This is a genomic window from Micavibrio sp. TMED2 (assembly GCA_002168225.1).
Classification (GTDB): domain Bacteria; phylum Pseudomonadota; class Alphaproteobacteria; order TMED2; family TMED2; genus TMED2.
Genome location: NHBH01000001.1, coordinates 2,028,644 through 2,044,085 on the forward strand (window position 1 = coordinate 2,028,644; position 15,442 = coordinate 2,044,085).

The window sequence follows — 15,442 nt, forward strand, 5'->3', positions numbered from 1 at the left end:
CTGTCTGATAATCAGCTTATCGCTTGAGCCAGCCCGCGAGGCGATCACAGGCGGCTTCAAGATCGCGGGCCGGACCGGCAAATGACAGGCGGACATAGCGATTGCCGCGTTCGGTATCGAAATCGACACCGGGGGTCATGGCGACACCGATCTCATTCAGCATCCGGTCGCAGAAATCCTGACTGTCATTGGTGAACCGGCTGACATCAAGGTAGAAATAGAACGCCCCTTCCGGGATGGTGAATTCATCTAGCCCCAGTTGCGGCAGGCGCTCCAGCAGAATGCGGCGATTGCGGGAATATTCCGCGACCCGGCCATCAAGCTCGTCAAAGTGATCAAAGATTTCCAGCGCCGCATATTGCGACATGGCCGGTGCGGAGATGTAGAAGGACTGCGCCAGCTTCTCGATCGGCTCAAGCAGATCCGGCGGCAGGATCATCCAGCCGATACGCCAGCCGCTGAGGGCGAAATATTTCGAGAAGCTGTTGATGACCACGGCATCATCGGTGCTCTCCAGCGCCGAGCTGGCGACACCGCCGAAGGTGATGCCGTGATAAATCTCGTCAGAGATCAGACGCACATGATTGTCCCGGCACCAGTGGATCAGCGCCTCAAACTCATCAGGCTTTAGCATGCCGCCAGTCGGGTTGGCCGGGCTGGCGAGGATCAGGCCGACAATAGGCTCGTCCAGATTGTCGAGCATCTCGACCGTCGGCTGGAACTGGGTGTCCGCATTACAGGGAATTTCCACCGGCACCAGTCCTTGCGCCAGCAGGATATTCCGGTAGGCCGGATAGCATGGGGTGGCAAGTGCCACACGGTCACCCGGCTCGAATGCGGCCAGAAATGACAGGACAAAGGCAGTGGAGGAACCAACCGTGATGGCAATCCGCTCAACCGGCACCTGAACGCCGTAGCGGGTGGCATACATGTCCGCGATCCGCTCACGCAACGGGCGAATGCCGAGTGCTTCGGTATAGGCAATCGGATCGGCCTGCATGCATTTGCTCAGGTTCTCAAGCGCAGCCTTGGGCGCGCCATCAAACGGCTGACCAATCTCGAGGTGCAGGATTTCCTTGCCGGTTTTTTCCAGAGCCGTTGCCTGACGCAATGTCTGCAAGGCTAGGAAAACAGGCACATCACCACGGTTTGCCACTTTCAGGGCCATCGGTTTCTCCAACTCTCAAACAGGAAAATCGGACCGTCACAGCAATCTGCAGCGATCCGGGGCTATCTGTAACCGGATTACGGTTCAATCGCCAGTCCATTCACACCGGGTTCAATGGCCGCAGTGCAGCCACGCTCCCCATCATCATCGGCCAGGGTGCAGCTGATCAGTGAGCGACGTGGATGGGCATTGCCATCCCCGGCAGGTGCATTTGCCACGATCCGGGTTGCATAACCGGGCGTGGCTCGCTGGCCGTCAAAGACTGACTTGGCCGCATCCAGTACCGGTTCCGGCAGATCATCGGAGGCAGTGACAATACCGGCCAGTCGCAGCTCGCCGACATTCCGGTTCGCGATCATAAAGGGACCGAGCATCCCGTCCCCAAGCGGCATGGAGGCCGCAACCGCACGCGATGGCCAGAGGCTGAAGCCGGTTGCCGGCTCACCGATCCCGAAAGCCATGCCCTGCGTCAGGCCACAGGCAACCACGAAGTCGCCAGCCCCCTTGGCAATAAAGCCGGTTGCCGGTGGTGCATCGCCAACCAGCGCTGCCGTGACCGTCCCGTCACTGGTCGCCATCTCGCCAAGAATGCCCTGCTCTTCAACGCCGCCTGCCATGTGAACCTGATCCGTGCCATAGGCAACCGCCGGTGCTGTACGGATCACCGGCTGGATTTTGGCAACTGCCGCCGGGTCAAGGCCGAGTTCTTCAGCGAACTGGCGACCAACCCGACCACCATAGAACGCCCCCGGCCCTTCCTGTCGCAGCACGGCCAAGGCGCCGGACATGACATTCCATGGCAGGCGCTCACCCACGGCAACCTGGCCGGCATCATGCCAGATGACATTCTGCATCCGGTCAAGACGACCGCTGAAGCGTTTGAAATCATTGTCCAGACTGCGACTGACAACACCGTCAAAGCGGGCCAGACGTTCGGCCGGGATTACCAGTTGCTCGAACCGCAAACGGCCATAGCGGGCATGCATGGCGAACAACCCGCGCAACAGCCCCGGCGCACCATACTCGCTGCGTGCGCCATTGACCCGTGGCAGTGGCGACGGGCTGAAATCGAACAGGGTTACCGCTTCGTCAGGGCCTGCCTCAGGATCATGGACCAGACAGGAACCACCACCCAACAGCCCGGCCCGGCTCGGCAGGGTCACGGTCAGGGCGAGCGCCATGCTCACGGCGGCATCAACCGGACTGCCTCCAAGCGATAGCACATCACGCCCAACCAGTGCTGCCTGTGGTTCATCAGCGAGAATGGCGGCACGGTTCTTGCGGGTAAATTGCGTGGCACTCGCCAGATCATCGCCGCCCGAACAGGCTGGCAGCATCAGAATTCCCGCCATCAGGGTGGCAATAACGGAGATGTGCATAGGCTTGGCTGGCATTACGACTGGACCATGTTTATCTGTATGGGATGGTTTCGTGGAAACTGGATTGAACATTTTGATTTATCGGACGTTGAAAGAAGCCTTGCGCAAACTGCTGCCCGGTACCCTGCGCTATCGTTGCAGCATTACAGCGACCTATGGCTGTCGTCTGGTTGTTTGTGCCTTGCTTATCCTCGCCTTGTCGATAGGCCCGATGGCTTATCCACGTCAAGCCCTTGCCCAGGGTGGGGCACAACTGCTCCGGGACACTGAAACCGAACGCCTGCTCTATGATATGGCAACGCCGATCTTCACCGCTGCCGGTATCAGCCCCAAGGCGGTACGCATTGGAATCATTCAGGATAATACCCTCAATGCCTTTGTCACACAGGGGCTGAATATGTTCTTCCATACCGGCCTGCTGCTTGAGGCGGGATCGGCAGAGGAAGTGATCGGCGTGATGGCCCACGAAACCGGCCACATTGCCGGTGGCCACCTGATCCGGCTGCGCGGGACAGTGCAGAGCGCTTCGACACAGGCGATTCTCACCACCCTGCTCGGCATTGCCGCCGCAATTGGTACAGGGCGCGGTGACATCGGTGCAGCGGTCATTTCCGGCGGTCAGGAAATCGCCAATCGCTCGATCCTCAGCTTCAGCCGGGCACAGGAGGCATCGGCCGACGCCGCCGGGATGAGTTTCCTTACCGCATCCGGCCAGAGCGCCCATGGTTTCCTGCGGTTCATGGAACGTCTCGGAGAGCAGGATCTGCTGCCAGCCAACCGACAGGTCGAATATGCCCGCACTCACCCGCTCACCCGCAATCGAGTGCAGGCAATCCGGGCCTATGTCTCCCAACACGGCACCGAGGAGATCAAGGTCAGCCCGGAAATGGCCGAACGCTTTGCCCGGATGCAGGCCAAGCTGCGCGCTTACCTGTTCCCTCGCATCGCTTTCCAACGGTTCCCAGCCAGTGACCAGTCTGTCACCGCCCAATATGCCCGCGCCGTGGCCCTGTGGCGCACCGATGATATAAGCGGTGCACTGAAAGCTCTCGACCGGCTGATCACCGAGGAGCCAGAGAATCCCTATTTTCACGAACTGATGGGGCAGATTTACTTTGAAAGCGGCAAGATCGATGAAGCCGTTACCGCCTATGCCAAGGCTGCCGACATATTGCCCGATGCCGCCCTGCTGCAGACCTCCTATGCCCAGGCACTGATTGCCAAGGATGACAAGCCGTCGCTGGAACTGGCTCGCGACCGGCTGCAACTGGCCGTCCGGCAGGAACCGAACAGCCCGTTCAGCCACCGGCTTCTGGCCCGCGCCTATGGCGGCCTCGGTCTGGAGGGGCCCGCCCGGCTCCACCTTGCCGAGGAAGCCGTACTGAAACGCGACCTCAAGGTGGCCCGGGCCAATTTAGAACGTGCAAAAGAAGCACTCCCCGTTGATGATGGTCCGAACAGGATTCGGCTGAATGATCTGGAGAATCAAATCGATGAACTTGAAGCAGACAGTGATGAATAGAAAATCCGTTCCGGGATTCCTGTTCGGGATGTTGCTGATGGCGCAATTCGCCATCGCCCCGGTCGCTTTGGCCCAAAACCCAAGCCCGGATGACGAACTGCCACGTCTCAGCCGCGAACAGGTCGAGTGGATTGTCCGGGAGTATCTGCTCAATAATCCGGAAATCATCGAGCAAAGCATGTCAGTCCTGCAGGAACGCCGTGAGCGGGAAGCGGCTGAACAGGCGCGCAAGGCACTGACCGACCGGGCCGATGAGCTGTTCAATGATGATATGGACCCGCTGGTCGGCAATCCCGATGGACCGGTCCAGATGGTGCACTTCTTCGATTACCAGTGCGGTTACTGCAAGAGCATGAGCAAGAACCTCGGCGACACCCTGACCGCCGACGGCGATGTACGGGCCAAATTCAAGGAGTTCCCCATCCTCGGACAGGTTTCGGTTGTGGCAGCAAGAGCAGCCCTCGCAGCCGAGAAACAGGGACAATATATGGATTTCCATCAGGCGCTGATGGCCAATCGCGGTCGTCTGACCGAAACCCGGATTTTCAGCATCGCCCAGAATCTCGGATTGGATGTGGCCCGCCTCCGGCTTGACATGAAAGACCCGGCGATTGATGAGCAATTCCTCAAAAATCGGCAACTGGCTGCCCAGCTCGGTATTACCGGCACGCCGGGATTCGTCATCGGCGACCAGATTTACCCCACCTCAATGCAGCCGGATGTGCTCCAAAGCGTCATTGGTGATGCAAAAAGAAAAGCTGGGAACCAAACTGAGCTAGATGCGTTAAACCCTAGAGGTTAAACGTTTTTCACCCAATCGTTGCAGGCGTTACAAGAACGTTAAAACGTATACGAATGTACTCAGGGTCTCGAAAATCGTTGCGGTTTGTACTAAGTAATTTCCCAGAGTTTACGTATGCGTAAACCCTTATGTGGGTGATGTGAGTACGGCGCATTTGGAATGACCCGGTTGTGGCCGTCACATCAAACAGAATGTTTGAGGAACAAATTGCTTTATGCTCGATATAGCAGCCTACGGAAACGACGCATCCGATCATCAGGATGATGCCGTCAGTAATCAGGCAAGCCTTGCGGACCAGTTTCTGCCCTTGCGCCTGATGCGTGTTGCGCAGCGTGTGCAGCTGGCCTTCACACGCAAGCTTACCCAGGAACTCGGCATCGGTATTGCCGAATGGCGCCTGATTACGGTGCTTGAAGACAATGAAGATCTATCGGCAAACGAAGTTGCGGCCCTCGCCGGTATGGATAAGGTACAGGTCAGCCGCGCGGTTTCACGCGCGCTGCGCCATGGCCTGTTGACCCGCCTGCGGGACAGCAATGACCGTCGCCGCACGGTTCTGAACCTGACTGACAAGGGCAAGGACGCCGTGAATCAGTGCAAGCCACTTGCCGAAAATTTCGACAATGCCCTGCGTGATGGCCTCGGTTCAGACAAAACCGACCAGTTGAATGACAGCCTTGATGGCCTCGATAAACTGGCAGAAAACCTGCTGAAATAAACCACTCACAGCATCATCCCGGATAAATTGCCGGGATGATGCCATGCCATTTGCGTTAAGGTGCTTGCCTCGTGTATGCAAGCTTGGCAAAACCATTGCTCGCCAAATTCGTTTGGCGGGCTTTTCGCTAAAAAGAACAAGATACCGCTTGTGGCTACCCGACCCTCCGTTCTGATACTGAACGGTCCAAACCTCAATATGCTTGGCCTCCGTGAGCCGGAAATCTATGGCGCTGACACGCTTGATGATATCCGCACGCTCTGCCTTGCCCATGGTGAGGCGTTGGGTCTGGATATTGTCTTCGAGCAGTCCAATAACGAAGGCGATATGGTCACGGCGATCCAGCAGGCCCGCGATACCCATGCAGGTCTGATTATCAACGCCGCTGCCTACACCCATACTTCAGTGGCTATTCTCGATGCACTCAAGCTGCTATCACAGCCGATCATTGAAGTTCATCTCAGCAATCCATATCAACGCGAAGCATTCCGGCACCAATCCTATGTCGCCCCTGCCGCCAAAGGCATGATCTGCGGCCTCGGTGCCCAGGGATACACACTGGCGCTCACCGCCATCGCGCAGCTGTTAGACGGAGAAAACAACTCATGAAGGGTTTTGAGCTAGACGAGGCTCTGTTACGCCAACTCGCCGATGTGATGGCCGAAACCGGCCTGACCGAAATCGAAATGGCCGATGGGGAGCGCTCCCTGCGCGTCGCCAAACAGGCAGCCGCAGCCGCAATGGTACCGGCAGCCATGCCAGCCGCCGTTGCCCCTGCTCCCGCCGCAACCGCCGATAGCGCCACTGCAAGCAGTTCTGGCAGCGGTTATGCCGATGCCGATCTGCTGAACTCACCAATGGTCGGCACGGGCTATCTGTCCCCCGAACCGGGTGCAGCACCATTCATCAAGGTCGGTGATCAGGTCACCCCGGACAAAACCGTCATGATCATTGAAGCAATGAAGGTCATGAACCCGATCCGCGCGCACAAAACCGGCACCGTGACTCAGGTTCTGATCACCGATGGTCAGCCTGTAGAGTTCGGCGAGCCATTGATCGTGATCGAGTGATCAAACCGCAGCCATCCCTGAAACGAGATCATCGAGACGCGAATGTTCGATAAAATCCTGATCGCCAACCGGGGTGACATTGCCTTGCGAGTCATCCGGGCCTGTAAGGAAATGGGCATTGCCACCGTCGCCGTGCACTCAACCGCCGACACCGATGCCATGCATGTGAGACTGGCCGATGAAAGCGTCTGCATTGGTCCACCGGCGCCAAGCGACAGCTATCTCAATGCCGCGGCCCTGATCTCTGCTGCCATTGTTACCGGTGCCGATGCCATCCATCCCGGCATCGGCTTCCTGTCCGAGAATGCCGACTTCGCCAGTATGGTCGAGGCCCATGGCATGACCTTTATCGGCCCGACGCCCGAGCACATTCGCACCATGGGTGACAAGGCAACCGCCAAGGCGACCATTCAATCGCTCGGCGTGCCGGTTGTCCCCGGCTCTGACGGTCTTGTCGCAGATGCCGATGAAGCGCAGGAAGTCGCCGACGAAATCGGCTATCCGGTCCTGATCAAGGCTGCAGCCGGTGGCGGTGGTCGTGGGATGCAGGTGGCCAATACCTCTGCCGATGTGAAGGAAGCCTACAATCTCGCCAGCAAGGAGGCCAAGATGGCCTTCGGCAACGGCGCCTGTTATCTGGAACGCTATCTCGGCTCCCCGCGCCATATCGAGGTGCAGGTACTTGGCGACGGCCAGGGTAATGCCGTTCACTTCGGTGAGCGCGACTGCTCGATCCAGCGCCGCCACCAGAAGCTGATCGAGGAAACCCCCTCACCGGCCCTCAATGCCGAACAGCGTGAATTCATCGGTCGTGTGACCAGTGAAGCGGTTGCCAAGATGGGTTACCGCGGCGTCGGCACCATCGAATATCTGTTCGAGAATGGTGAATTCTTCTTCATCGAGATGAATACCCGCCTGCAGGTTGAGCACACCATCAGCGAAATGGTCACCGGCCTCGATCTGGTGCGTGAGCAGATCCGCATCGCCGCCGGTGCCAAGCTGGGCTATACCCAGAAGGATGTCACCTTCAACGGCCATTCAATCGAATGCCGGATCAATGCGGAAAACCCGAAAACCTTCCTGCCCTCACCCGGCAAGATCGATGGTTTCCACCCGCCCGGCGGCCTCGGCGTCCGTGTCGACAGCTCCCTCTATGACGGCTATGTGATCCCGCCCTATTATGACAGCCTGATTGCCAAGCTGATCGTCCATGGCACCAACCGCAATGAATGCATGATGCGGATGCGCCGCGCACTTGATGAGTTCTTCATCGGCGGCGTCGAGACAACCATTCCACTGCACCGCTGGCTCGCTGATCAGCCGGATTTCATCGATGGTGCCTATGATATTCGCTGGCTGGAAAAGAACCTCGTATAACGATCATACTGTCAGCCAGCATATTGACCGCTTGAGACTACAGACGGGTTTCGGATAACACTCAGGCATGATCGAACTCACTCCAGAACTCCTGTTACGGGCTTACACCATCGGGATTTTTCCGATGGCGGAGAGTGCTGGCAGTGAGGAACTGTTCTGGCTCGATCCGGAAATCCGCGGGATTATGCCGCTCGATACCTTCTATGTCCCTCGCCGCCTGCGCCGCACGGTTCGCCGCACGCCGTTCCGCGTCAGCATTGATGAGGCATTCGGGCAGGTGCTCATGGGCTGCGCCAAACCCACCCCGCAACGCCCGAAGACATGGATCAATGATGCGATCCGCGATGCCTATCGGGAGTTGTTCGACACCGGCTATGCCCACAGTGTCGAGGTCTGGGAAGATGCGGAGCTGGTGGGCGGGCTCTATGGCGTCTCGATCGGTGGCGCCTTCTTCGGTGAGAGCATGTTCCAGACCCGCACCGATGCCAGCAAGATCGCCCTGATCCACCTGGTCGGTCGCCTGATTGCCGCCGGTTACAAGCTGCTGGACACCCAGTTCGTCACAGAACATCTTAGCCAGTTCGGCGCAATCGAAATTCCGAGGTCACAGTACAAGGCGCTGCTGGAAACCGCCCTGTCGCAAGATACGGATTTTCAGTCGCCGACGACCGAAGAGGCACTCGACGCCATCTTGCAATCACCCAGCCACACATCATAGATCGGGTGTTCGAGCGCCGAGAGCGCCGGGCTTGAGGCAAACATCCAGCCGCTGAACACCTCACGCGCCTCACGCTCGGGTGGCGCATCCATGATCTCGATAAAGGCGGCGGATTCTGGTTCTTCCTCAGGTGGTGTCTTGCGACAGGTGCGCACCGTGATCATCAGCGTGCCGAAAGAAACGGTCTGGTCAATATCCACCGTCATGGTGCCGGTACGGGCCGTGACCTTGTCGAGGGTACGCAGAACCGCCTGTTCTTGAGCAACGAAAGTCTGTTGCTGATCCGGCGCGATCGGTGTCGGCTCAGACATCTGCGCCCGGGACACCGGCAGCATGGTGATCAGGAGGAAAATTGCAGCAACAGCAAGCGCAGCACAGCGCGGGAAGAAATGTGAGCGCACGTTACAATCAACTATTTATCGCTGGAGAATACGGCCTGCCCCAGCAGTTCGGACAGGCTCGGCGATGACTGGGTATAGGTGAGCTTGTCACCATCGGCGAGGAAAGCTTCGTCAGCACCCGGCTCCAGTGCCAGATACTGGCCACCGAGCAGCCCCTCGCTCTCGATCTTGGCTAGCGTATCGGTCGGCAGGGAGACATCATCGCGGATCGTCAGGCTCAATACCGCCAGATAGCTGTCGGGATCGAGGGTCAGCGTGTTGATCGTACCGACCTTGACGCCGCTGATGCGCACATCGCTGCCAGGGCTGATCCCGTCAATCCGGGCAAATTCTGCCGTCACGGTATATCCCTCGACACCGGCAATATCGGTGCGGCCAACAGCAAAATACAAAAAGCCGAGGCCAACAATCAGTACCGCCAGACCAATGATGGTTTCAAAAGCTTGGTTACGCATCGGGGATATCTATTCCATTCAAAACAGGCACAAAAAGGGCCAAACCCGGTCTTGGTCGAGGCTTATTCCGGCGACCATGCCTCATAATCACCGGTTGCCTTGTCACGCTTGCCACCCTTGAGGGCGTGGCCCGGCGGACGATAGGAAAGATCAGACATGGTCAGATTGGGCTGATATTCCTGCTGCCAGCCCTTATGGAACGGCGCGATGGATTCATCCGGCACCGCATCGACCTGACGGTGCAGCCAGGCGTGCCAGCCGGGTGGAACCGAGCTTGCCTCCGGCGCATCCTTGTACATGACCCAGCGTCGCTCATACCCGGCCGGGCCGGGCTTGCGGGAACGGTAATAGACATTGCCGAACTGGTCCTGACCAACTTTCTGGCCACCTCTCCAGGTCATGAGCAACATGCTGGCAGAAGACAACACACCGGCAAGCGATAGAATTTTCATCGAAAACTTCCTGAGTTATCAGCGGACTGGCACCGGATAGCGTACAACAGCCCGTAGCAATGGCGCGGAATATGGCACTTTTATACGGTGCTGGTCCAGCCTGACCATAGGGCAAAACGCCATATTATCCCTTGTCGCGGATAATCCGGGCTTTTTCGCGGTTCCAGTCCCGTTCTTTCTTGGTCTCCCGCTTGTCATGCTGCTTCTTGCCGCGGGCGAGTCCCAACTCGACCTTGGCAATGCCGCGCGGGTTGAAATACAGCGAGATCGGCACCAGCGTCACGCCCTTCTGTCGGGTCTGACCGATCAGATTATTGAGCTGCTTGCGGCTGACCAGCAGCTTGCGCCGCCGGGTCGGCTCGTGATTCAGCTTTTTATGGGCATGGGAATATTCGGAGATATAGCTGTTGATCAGATACAGCTCACCATCCTCGACCGTGGCATAGCACTCATTCAGCGATGCCTTGCCATAGCGCAGCGACTTCACCTCGGTCCCCGTCAGCATCAAACCGGCCTCGAGGGTCTCGTCGATAAAGTAATCAAAGCGTGCGCGACGGTTTTGCGCCACGACACGGCGATTGGATGGTGCGGATGACATGGGTCTGTATCGTTGATGTGCTTTGCGTGCCTAGTTGATCAACTGTGCCGCGCGCATGGCGTTTTCAACCTTTTGTTTGGTCTCGTCGGTCACTTCGACCAATGGCAAACGGCAGAACGCATTGCTTTTGCCCAGCAGGCTGGCGGCATATTTGACCGGACCGGGGCTGGTTTCGACAAACAGCGCTTCATGCAGCGGGGCCAGCCGGTCGCGGATTTCCGCCATGGTCGCGATATTGCCCTCGGCCCATGCGCTGTGCATGTCGGCGCAAGCGCGTGGCGCAACATTGGCGGTGACGGAGATACAGCCATGCCCACCCTGCGCGAGGAAGGCCGTTGCGGTGGCATCCTCACCGGAGAGCTGGTTGAAGAAACGGTCGATCTTGACCCGTGTATTCAATGGCCGGGCGAGATCGTTGGTCGCATCCTTCACACCGGTAATGCGTGGCAATTCGGCAAGTCGGCCCATGGTGTCAATGGTCATATCGACCACCGAACGACCGGGAATATTATAAATGATGATCGGCAGACCACAGGCGTCATGGATTGCCTTGAAATGTGCAAAAAGACCAGCCTGTGTTGGCTTGTTGTAGTATGGTGTCACCACGAGTAGAGCATCGGCCCCGACGCTCTCCGCATGTTTTGCAAAGCGAATGGCTTCAGTCGTGGAATTTGACCCAGCACCGGCAATGACCGGCACGCGGCCCGCAGTGGCTTCGACACACAACTCGACAACCCGCTCATGCTCCTCATGGCTGAGCGTCGGTGATTCACCGGTGGTGCCACAGGGCACGACGCCGTTGGACCCCTGCTTGATCTGCCAGTCGACGAAAGATTGGAACCCATCGGCATCAACCTCATTATCATCAGTGAACGGCGTAATCAGAGCGGGAATGGAACCAGTAAACATGAATGTGCTGCCTTCTATTGCACAAGTTCGAACCGAACAGGTGCTGTCCGGCAAATCTGGCCGCACATTAGGCCGCGTAGCGCTGGGCCGCAAGTCGTCAGATAAGACAATTTCCAAACACTGGTTTGTCGGTGCTGCCGCCAGCATCATGGCCTTCATCCCCGCGATTGCACTGGCAGAGATACCGCCGGTCCCGGCGAAGAAGCCGATTACCACCAGTGCCGCCACCCCGATCCCGGAAACAAAACCCGGTATCGCCTCTTATGACGGCCCGCCATTGCCTGCGGCCAAACCGACCGCCACCCGCATATCGGCCGTTGAGGCACCTGCGGATACCCTGACCGATCTGCTGCCGACACTGTCAGCCGACGACAAGCGCGTTTACGAGGCTGCGTTCGAGGCCATCGAGCGCAAGGAATGGGACGAGGCCTACCGCTTGGCGCAACAGGCCGAGGAACCGGCTCCGCGCAAGCTGATCAACTGGCTGCGCCTCAGCGAAAGCACCAGAGGCGACAATCTGTTCAGCGAGATCGGCCAGTTCATCAAGGATAACCCGGACTGGCCCGGCCAGCGCACGCTCGAACGGCAGGCGGAAAAGTTCATGCCCGCTAGCATGTCGGATCGTGCGGTAATCGACTGGTTCAGGGCCGCACCGCCACAGACCCTCGACGGCACCCGGCGCTATGTTGCGGCACTGGAGCGCCAGAACCTGACGGCAGAGGCCAAAACCGCCGTGCGTCAGCGCTGGATCGATGGTCCCGTGCCGCTCTCGGCACAACGCAAATATGTCGGTGATTACAAGAAATACCTGACCCGTGCAGATCACGAGACCCGGCTCGACCGGCTGATCTGGGACGGCCATTATGATGCCGCCGAGGGCATGTTGCGCTATGCTGGCGATGATCTGCGGGTGCTGGCCACGGCACGTATCCAGCTCGCCCTGCAACAACCCGGTGTCGATGCCGCGATCAGCCGCGTACCGGCCCGGCTGCAGAATGATCCGGGCCTGTTGTTTGAACGGGCCCGCTGGCGACGCAAGAAGTCATTCAATGACGGTGCTGCTGATCTGATCCTTGCCGCCGATGGCCGCGATACCCTGCAATCGGTCTGGTGGGCCGAGCGGGAAATCATGGCCCGGCGAATGCTCGATGGCGGCGTACCCGGCGTTGCCTACAAGATCGCCTCCGAACATGCTTTTGAGAGCGGCATCGAGTTTGCCAATCTGGAATGGCTGTCAGGTTGGATCGCACTGCGCGCCCTCAATCGCCCTGCCCTTGCCCTCACCCATTTCGAAAAGCTCTATGCCGGTGTTGAGACCCCGATCAGCAAGGCCCGTGGTGCCTATTGGGCCGGTCGTGCCGCCGAGGCACTGCAGAAAGGCACGGATTCCTTCAACTGGTACGGGCTGGCAGCGGAAAACCCGACCACCTATTACGGCCAGCTTGCCGCCAACCGCCTGCAATATCTGACCGGCAAGAAGGTTCCGGCCAATCTGGACCTGCAACAGGAACAGCCGCTTGAGCGGGCCCAGCGCGTTGCCTTCAGCCAGAATGAATATACCCGTCTGGTCGGCGCCCTGAACCAGCTTGGCGAACGCGGCAACCGGCAGGTGCCTATGTTCATGGCCATGCTGCGCCGGACCGCAACCAGCGAGGCCGATTATCGCATGATCGGCGAGTTGGCTATGGCCATGAAACGTCCGAGTGAGGCCATCGCTACCGCCAAGGCCGCGGCACAGAATGGCTTTCAGTTGGCCGAACTCGGTTACCCTCGCCTCGAATTCAGCACCGAACCAGCGGTTGAAACCGCACTGATCCACGCGCTGATCCGGCAGGAGAGCGGCTTCAACCCGCTAGCCCAGAGCCGTGTCGGTGCCCTCGGCCTGATGCAGCTGATGCCATCGACCGCGCAACAGGTGGCACGCAAGGCCGGACGTCAGCACAGCACGGCATGGCTGCTGTCCCGCCCGGATTACAATGTCCTGCTCGGCACCATGTATCTCTCCGGCTTGCTGGAGCGGTTCGACGGTTCCTATGTCTTGGCGCTAGCCGCCTATAATGCCGGACCGACCCGGGTATCCGAATGGATTGCGCAATATGGCGATCCCCGCGAAGGGGCGATTGATGTGATCGACTGGATTGAGCGCATCCCCTACCGCGAGACCCGCAATTACGTACAGCGCATTCTTGAGGCAACACAGGTCTACCGGGCACGAATGGCAGATGGTACGGCACCGATCACAATCGATCATGACCTGTTGCGTTGAACGATTATGACGACACCCGACTTCTCACAGACCAAGGCCTGCGTTTTTGACGCCTATGGCACCATCTTCGATCTTGTCTCGGCAACCGATCGCCTGAGCGCGGAGCTGGGTGAAGACCTCGCCCCGAAACTCGGTGAGCTGTGGCGGACCAAACAGCTGCAATACAGCTGGCTGCGCTCACTCACCGGGCACTACACCTCGTTCTGGGACGTTACGCGCGATGCGCTGGACTATTCCTTCGAGCAGTTGGGTATCAAAAATCCGGCACTGAAGGAAAAGCTGATTGAGGGCTACCGCGCCCTTGATGCCTATCCCGATGTAAAACCGATTCTGGCCAAGCTGAAACAGGCTGGCCTCAAGACCGCGATCCTTTCCAATGGCTCGCCGGACATGCTGGCGAGCGGCGTCAGGGGTGCGGGCCTGACCGATCTGCTTGATGCCGTCCTGTCGGTCGAGGATGCCGGTGTCTTTAAGCCCGACTACCGGGTTTATCAACTCGCCTGTGACCGCTTCAATGTTTCCCCGGCGGCAATATGCTTCCTGTCCTCAAATGGCTGGGATGCTGCCGGTGCAGCCAGCTTCGGCTTCAAGGTTGCCTGGATCAACCGCAACAAACTGCCGATAGAGCGCCTGCCCGGCAAACCCGACGCGATCATCCGCTCGATGGATGACCTGCCGGCCCTGCTCGGTCTGGAAAGTATCTGAGTTCCTGATGAGTTTGCTGGCCCATTCCGATCAGAACGGTTTTGTTGAACGCCACATCACCATGGCAGACGGGCTGCGACTGTATCTGCGTGACTATGGAGATCCACTATCAAAGCGGTCCACCGTTGTCTGCCTGACCGGGCTCACCCGTAATTCCCGCGACTATCATGATCTGGCGACAGAATTGAGCGCCCATCATCGCGTCATCTGCCCGGATTATATCGGGCGGGGTCTGTCGGACCGGGCTGATAAATCGGCACGGTATGAGCCACGCAACATGCTGGGCGACATTCTCGCCATGGCCGCAGCCCTCAACCTCCATGACTGTGTGTTTATCGGCACATCGCTTGGCGGCTTTCTGACCATGGGTCTTGCCGTGATCAGCCCGACCCTGCTGAAGGCAGCCGTGCTCAATGATGTCGGCCCGGATTTCGGTGCCGAGGCGCTCGACCGGATTATCGACTATATCAGCCGGGATCATCCGAGCCCGGACTGGGACACAGCCATGCGTGAACTGATAACCACTTTCCCCCAACTCGGCTTTGAGGAAGAGCGGGATTGGCGTAGTCTCGCAGAAGGAAGTTTCCGTGCCGGACCCGATAATCAACTGCATATCGATTGGGATCCGGCGATTGCCGATACCCTCGGTCAGGATGAGCACGGCTTTGATTTATGGGCCTTATTCAGGGCACTGAAGCCGCGGCCCGTGCTGGCGTTCCGGGGGGCCAATTCCGATGCGCTTGCGCCGGAGACTTTTGCCCGGATGGTGGAAATCATGCCCGAAATGACGGCAGTGACGGTCGAAAACCGCGCCCATACGCCGACACTTCGGGAGCCGATTGCCAGATCGGCTATTGTCACCTTCCTTGATCAGGTAGATGGTTACTGACCATCCCCCGCCG

At 58.6% G+C, this 15,442-nt stretch carries 14 protein-coding genes and 2 pseudogenes; 10 read left to right on the forward strand and 6 right to left on the reverse strand.

Features of this window, described 5'->3' with window-relative positions; genetic code table 11:
* Positions 1-16: 16 nt before the first annotated feature.
* Both CBB62_09660 and CBB62_09665 read right to left on the reverse strand, forming a co-directional pair.
* Positions 17-1,168 carry a 1-aminocyclopropane-1-carboxylate deaminase gene (locus CBB62_09660; GenBank protein ID OUT42505.1) on the reverse strand — a complete coding sequence of 384 codons (1,152 nt, stop codon included), beginning with the start codon at positions 1,166-1,168 and terminating at the stop codon, positions 17-19.
* 77 nt (positions 1,169-1,245) lie between these two features.
* Positions 1,246-2,619 (reverse strand): hypothetical protein, encoded by a 1,374-nt coding sequence (locus CBB62_09665; protein ID OUT42506.1) that lies wholly within the window; start codon positions 2,617-2,619, stop codon positions 1,246-1,248.
* On the opposite strand from CBB62_09665, the pseudogene CBB62_09670 reads away from it, so the two are divergent.
* From CBB62_09670 to CBB62_09700, 7 genes and pseudogenes are all read left to right on the forward strand, one after another.
* Positions 2,348-3,388, forward strand: a pseudogene (locus tag CBB62_09670) (hypothetical protein). The gene CBB62_09665 and the pseudogene CBB62_09670 overlap by 272 nt on opposite strands.
* Before the next feature lie 631 nt (positions 3,389-4,019).
* The gene (locus CBB62_09675; protein ID OUT42507.1) at positions 4,020-4,871 is read left to right on the forward strand and encodes a hypothetical protein; all 852 of its coding nucleotides are present in this window, start codon (positions 4,020-4,022) and stop codon (positions 4,869-4,871) included.
* Positions 4,872-5,085: 214 nt separating this feature from the next.
* A complete protein-coding gene (locus tag CBB62_09680) occupies positions 5,086-5,589 on the forward strand; it encodes a hypothetical protein (protein OUT42508.1) in 504 nt (167 codons plus the stop codon).
* A gap of 75 nt (positions 5,590-5,664) precedes the next feature.
* Positions 5,665-6,198 (forward strand): type II 3-dehydroquinate dehydratase, encoded by a 534-nt coding sequence (locus CBB62_09685; protein OUT42509.1) that lies wholly within the window; start codon positions 5,665-5,667, stop codon positions 6,196-6,198.
* Entirely contained in the window at positions 6,195-6,659 is a 465-nt protein-coding gene (locus CBB62_09690; protein ID OUT42510.1) for an acetyl-CoA carboxylase, biotin carboxyl carrier protein, read from the forward strand. The genes CBB62_09685 and CBB62_09690 overlap by 4 nt, the downstream gene beginning before the upstream one ends.
* 42 nt (positions 6,660-6,701) lie before the next feature.
* The gene (locus tag CBB62_09695) at positions 6,702-8,036 is read left to right on the forward strand and encodes an acetyl-CoA carboxylase biotin carboxylase subunit (protein OUT42511.1); all 1,335 of its coding nucleotides are present in this window, start codon (positions 6,702-6,704) and stop codon (positions 8,034-8,036) included.
* A 67-nt stretch (positions 8,037-8,103) separates the two neighbouring features.
* On the forward strand, positions 8,104-8,754 hold the full coding sequence (locus tag CBB62_09700; GenBank protein ID OUT42512.1) for a leucyl/phenylalanyl-tRNA--protein transferase: 651 nt from the start codon (positions 8,104-8,106) through the stop codon (positions 8,752-8,754).
* Here the strand turns inward: CBB62_09700 and CBB62_09705 are convergent.
* The 4 genes and pseudogenes from CBB62_09705 to CBB62_09720 all read right to left on the reverse strand — a co-directional run bounded on the left by CBB62_09705 (position 8,691) and on the right by CBB62_09720 (position 11,569).
* Entirely contained in the window at positions 8,691-9,089 is a 399-nt protein-coding gene (locus CBB62_09705) for a hypothetical protein (protein OUT42739.1), read from the reverse strand. The genes CBB62_09700 and CBB62_09705 overlap by 64 nt on opposite strands.
* A gap of 77 nt (positions 9,090-9,166) precedes the next feature.
* Positions 9,167-9,610: an outer membrane lipid asymmetry maintenance protein MlaD gene (locus tag CBB62_09710; GenBank protein OUT42513.1), complete on the reverse strand. Its 444-nt coding sequence runs from the start codon at positions 9,608-9,610 to the stop codon at positions 9,167-9,169.
* A 62-nt stretch (positions 9,611-9,672) separates the two neighbouring features.
* Entirely contained in the window at positions 9,673-10,062 is a 390-nt protein-coding gene (locus CBB62_09715; GenBank protein OUT42514.1) for an NADH:ubiquinone oxidoreductase subunit NDUFA12, read from the reverse strand.
* A gap of 124 nt (positions 10,063-10,186) precedes the next feature.
* Positions 10,187-11,569: pseudogene (locus CBB62_09720) on the reverse strand (hypothetical protein).
* Between CBB62_09720 and CBB62_09725 the strand changes: the two are divergent.
* The 3 genes from CBB62_09725 to CBB62_09735 are packed head-to-tail and all read left to right on the forward strand — an operon-like array spanning position 11,553 to position 15,429.
* Positions 11,553-13,835: a hypothetical protein gene (locus CBB62_09725; GenBank protein OUT42515.1), complete on the forward strand. Its 2,283-nt coding sequence runs from the start codon at positions 11,553-11,555 to the stop codon at positions 13,833-13,835. The pseudogene CBB62_09720 and the gene CBB62_09725 overlap by 17 nt on opposite strands.
* A 6-nt stretch (positions 13,836-13,841) precedes the next feature.
* Positions 13,842-14,540 carry a haloacid dehalogenase, type II gene (locus CBB62_09730; GenBank protein ID OUT42516.1) on the forward strand — a complete coding sequence of 233 codons (699 nt, stop codon included), beginning with the start codon at positions 13,842-13,844 and terminating at the stop codon, positions 14,538-14,540.
* Positions 14,503-15,429, forward strand: a complete 927-nt coding sequence (locus CBB62_09735) for a hypothetical protein (GenBank protein ID OUT42517.1) — start codon at positions 14,503-14,505, stop codon at positions 15,427-15,429. Before CBB62_09730 ends, CBB62_09735 begins: the two co-directional genes overlap by 38 nt.
* Positions 15,430-15,442 lie beyond the last annotated feature (13 nt).